General features: G+C 70.9%; 1 protein-coding gene. It reads right to left on the bottom strand.

What is annotated here, in order from left to right; genetic code table 11:
* Window positions 1–360 precede the first annotated feature (360 nt).
* Window positions 361–4656 (bottom strand): DUF4082 domain-containing protein, encoded by a 4296-nt coding sequence (locus AB0M20_RS28290; protein ID WP_364303290.1) that lies wholly within the window; start codon window positions 4654–4656, stop codon window positions 361–363.
* Between the last annotated feature and the right edge of the window lie 22 nt (window positions 4657–4678).

Raw genomic sequence — 4678 nt, 5'->3', positions numbered from 1 at the left:
TCCGCCTGCGCGGCGGGGCAGAGGGACAACCCACCGCTTGGCCGGCGACGGAGTGCCACGGGACCTGCGAGTGCTCGCACCCATGGACGGGGTCGGGCGAGTTGCTGGGCGAGCGAAGCGATGACGCCTGCCGGGCCGCGGAGGTAGCACATCCGGTAGCCGGCTCCGGCGCCGCCGGGCGCGGCCGGTTCGCCCTGGACTGCGGCGCAGGCCCAGCGTGTTCGGCGGCGCGTTCGCCGGCTCGGCGAATGCGCCATGTCGCCGAGCCTAGGTGGCTGCTTTCGGGGACGCAGGAAAGGCGCCGGATCAGATCCGGCGCCTTTCACTGCGAGCGATCAGAGAACTGGCGGGTCCCCCACATCACTCGTGATGGTCCTCCAACGGCTTGCCGTTCGAGGTGATTGCGGCGCCCGTGAAGACCGGGCTGCTGCCCGCCGACGAGCCGGTCAGCTCGACGCGGTACTGCACGTAGCGCGAGCCGGTGCCCACGCTGCCACCGTTGCCGACCGCCTTCCACGCGGTCCAGGTGGCATCCGGCGTCGTGGTGCTGCCGGTGCGGACGTAGACCTTCATGCTCGTCCCCGCGGGAACCGTTGCCTGGTAGGACAGCTTGTCCCAGGTGACCATCTGCTGCGCGTCCAGCAGCCGGGACTCGAACGCCCCGGACGTCGCCCCGGGCGTCAACGTCACGCCGTCGGCTCCGACCGTCGTGCCGCCCGTCCGGCCGGTCCGCAGCTGCGGGACCGTGAAGTCGGCGACGCCGAGCTTCGCCGAGACGAACTTCGCCGGCTGCCGGCCGAGGGCCGGCCACACCTTGACGTTGCCCGCCGCGTCCACGTTGTGCACCCGGTAGTAGTACGTCTTGTTCGGCTCGAGCCGCGTCACGACCACGTCGTGCTGCGTGCCGCCGGAGTCACCCGGCCGCTGGTCGAGGCCCTTCGTCGACTCTCCGATGAGGATCGACGCGGTGGCGGACTCACTGGTGTTCCAGCTCAGCGCCACCGTGCCGTCCGGCCGCGGCAGTGCTCGCACGGCCGAGACGCCCGGTGCCTTCTTGTCCGCGGCGGCGGTGGTCAGCGTCTGCAGCGACGAGACCGCGGTCCGGCCGCCCGGCGCGGTGACCCGCACGCGGTAGTAGTACTTGGTCCCGGGCTTCAGGCCCTTCAAGCCCACCGTGCGCTTGCCGGCCTGCGTGCCGTCGACGACCTTCGCCGACAGCTCGTCGGACTGTGTGCCGTAGACGACCTCGGTCCTGGCCACCGTGCTGCTGTCGACCGTGACGCCGGCCGTGGTGCCGGTCGCGGCCGCCTTCGCCGTCGCGATGGCCAGAGTCGGCGCGGCGGCCGCGGCCGAACCGCCGTAGGTGGCCACGTACGCGCCGGGCGCCGCCGTGAAGAACGCGTACTCCACGCCCTTGATCGTCTGCTTGGTGAACGGCACCGCGGCGCCGGCCCGGGTCAGCGTGGTCAGCGTGCGCCCGCCGGTGCCCAGTGTCGGCACCATGCCGGTGAGCCCGTTGGCGCCCGATCCCACGTTGACCGTGAAGTTCAGCGCGGTGCCCGACCACGAGATGCCGGAGTACGACGAGGCGTTGCGCCCGTCGACCCAGGTGAGCATCTGCTTGGCGGTGACGATCGGCACGTTACGTGCCAGCGCGGAGGCCAGCACCTGATCGCTGTCGAACGTCGTGGGCTCGTCGGTGTGCATGTTGACGGTGAAGGCGCCGTAGTAGCCCTGCGCGCCCAGCGCCCGGTCCAGCAACGTGTTGACCGTGAACGGGTACGTCTGGTTCGACTCGTCGGTCATCTGGGTGGCGGCCTGGTAGGTGTCGATGAGGTTGCCGCTCTTGTCGGCGAACCGCATCGGCATGCCGGAACCGGTCATGAAGCCCGGCCGGTCGGCGACCCAGGTGCCGGGCCAGTAGTAGTAGTTGGTGTCCATCCGGATGCCGTTGTTGCCCTCGACCGTCGCCTGCGAGGTCCAGTCCGACCAGACGATGCAGTGCGTGCGGTTGCTGACCGGCGATGCCAGCGACGTGTACTTCGACTTCCAGGCCGACATCTGCTGCGAGAGCAGCGTGGCCAGCGAGGAGGCCGTGTAGTTGCCGCAGTTGGTGTTGAGGTGCAGCGCGGTCTCGAACCCGCGGGTCTGGTACGTGCCGGCCTGCGCGTTGGTCAGCGTCGTGTTCGGGAACACGTACGAGGTGAAGCGCGGGCACTGCCACTCGTCGACCGAACATCCGGCCGGGCTGTTGGCGATGTACTGGTCGTACCGCCCGCCCGTCCCGCCGACGGCGTGGTCGTCGCCGGTGGCGATGACGGCCGCCTTGGCGCTGCGCGGGAAGTACCAGAACTTCGGCAGCGGCTTGCGGTCGAGGTTCATGTTGCCGATCAGGTTGGCCAGCAGCCGCTGCTGCTCGTCGGCCTGCGGAACGGCGACCTTGGCGAGGTTGACCCAGTCGGTTGAGGAGCCGCCGAAGAACAGGTCGTTCGACCGGATCGGTCCCTGACCGTCACGGTCCTGACCGTCCCAGGCCGGGTTGCCCTGCCGGGTGTAGACCAGCGACTGCGCGAGGTCGAAGCTGAACGCCGCGGCGTGCCCGCCGGCGGTGCCGACGGCTCGCAGGGACACCGCCGGGCTGGTGGTGGCCGTCGTCGCGGTGGAGTACAGGTTGGCGACGGCCCGGGCGGTGCCCAAGGTGTACCGGTCGGCGACGCCGTGGTACTGCATGGTGTCGGCGGTGATGCCGGCCCCGGGCGCCGAAGCGGTGTCGATCTTCAGGTAGCCCTCGGACAGCGTCGACCCGGCGTCGGTCAGGCCGAGCAGGGAGGCCAGCTGCTTGTCGGGGCGCAGCGCGATCAGGTTGCCGCCCGCGTTGACCCAGGTGCTGAACATGCTGACCTGGGCCGCGGTGAGCGGTGTCGCGCCGAGGATCACCACGTCGTACGAGTTGAGCGTGGTGGCGGTCACCGCCGACAGGCTCGCGGTGGCGAACTCGTTGAGGCCCTCGTTGCGCAGCACCTCGGCCATGAAGCCGGTGAACCCGCTGGCGCCGGCGGTGGTCGACTTGATGACCAGCACCGGGCCGCCCGGGCCCTGGTCCGGTGGCGGCGGTGGCGCCGCCGAGGTGGTGAAGGACCACGTCACCGGGGTCATCACGTTGCCGGCCGCATCTCGTGCGCCGCTGACCGCCACGGTGTAGGCACTGGAGTACGCCAGGGCCGCGGCCGGTGTGAAGGTGATGGTGTTGGTGCTCGCGTTGTAGGCGGACGTGCCGGCGACGGCGCCGGACGGACCGGTCAGCGTCATGGCCGCGTTGGTGACCGGCTCACTGAACGTCGCGGTGACCGGGTTGGCCGCCGCGACGCCGGTGGCGCCAGCCGACGGGGAACGCCCGGCCAGCGTCGGCGCGATGGTGTCCGCCGCCGCGGTGTTGAAGACGACGTCGACCCAGTAGTTGGTCGCCTGGTACGAGCCCGACGGGAAGTCGCTGGCGCCGTACCTGTAGACGCCGTTGCCGCCGTTCGCGGCGCTGGCCAGGGCGGTCAGCGGCCCGCGGGTCACGGCCGAGGCCAGCCCGTTGGCGGTGGACGAGTAGAAGCCGGTGTCGGTGTGGTACGAGGCCACATAGGTGGTGTTCGCGGTGACGGCGACCGGCCCGGGCAGCGTGGCGGTCTGCCATCCCGACGCCGTCTCGCTGTTGAAAGTCACCGTGGCGAGGCGGGCGCCGGTGCTGGACCACAGCGCGCCGGTGTGGGTGCCGGTGTTCGTCGATCCCTTGTAGAACTTCAGGCCGGTGATGAAACCGGCCGTCGAGGTCCGGAACTTGACACCGACCTCGACCGCGGAGTTGTCGTTGGTCGCCGCGGTGGCCGGGGTCGCCGTGGCCGGCCAGATCGTGCACGGGCAGCCGGACCCGGAGGCCGCCGCCGTGGAGAACGGCCAGGAGACCGTGGTCATCGTGTTCCCGGCGGCGTCCTTGGCCCCGGAAACCCGGGCCACGTACGAGGTCGACACGGCCAGCGGGCTCGCCGGCGTGAAGGTCACCGTCCGGGTCGCCGCGTCGTACGCGGTGGTGCCGCTCACCGTGGTGGCGCCCGCGGTCAGCGTCAGCACCGCGGTGCCGGCCTGCAGCGGCTCGTTGAACGTCGCGCTGACCGTGGTCGTGGTGGGCACGCCGGTGGCGGCGGCCGCCGGGTCGTTGGCGATCACTGCCGGCGCCGTGGTGTCGGTGACGGTGGTATCGAACACCACGTCGACCCAGTAGTTGGCCGACTGCCACGTGCTGGTCGGGAACCCGCCGCCGGTGCCGTACCGGTAGACGCCGTTGCCCCCGTCCACGCCGTTGGCCAGCGCGTGCAGCGGCGCGTTGTCGACGCCGGCGGACGCGAAGGCGCCGGTGTCCCCGGCGTAGCGGCCGTTGGGCGCATAGTACGACGCGACGTAGGTGGTGTTGGCCGCGATCGTGATCGGGCTGGCGAACGTGGCCGTCTGCCAGCCCGTCGCGGTCTCCGTGGTGAAGTTGGCCGTGCCCAGGTTGGCGCCGGCGCTGCTCCACAGGTGTCCCACGTGGGTGCCGGTGTTACCGGCCCCCTTGTAGAACCGGATGCCGGTCACCTGCCCGGCCACGTCGGAGCGGAACTTGACGCTCGCCAAGATCGGCGTGTGCCTCCGGATA

Source organism: Actinoplanes sp. NPDC051633, from assembly GCF_040681735.1.
In the GTDB taxonomy this organism is placed as follows: domain Bacteria; phylum Actinomycetota; class Actinomycetes; order Mycobacteriales; family Micromonosporaceae; genus Actinoplanes.
The sequence above is the reverse complement of the archived record's forward strand: the minus strand, read 5'-3'. Positions and strand labels throughout refer to the sequence as shown.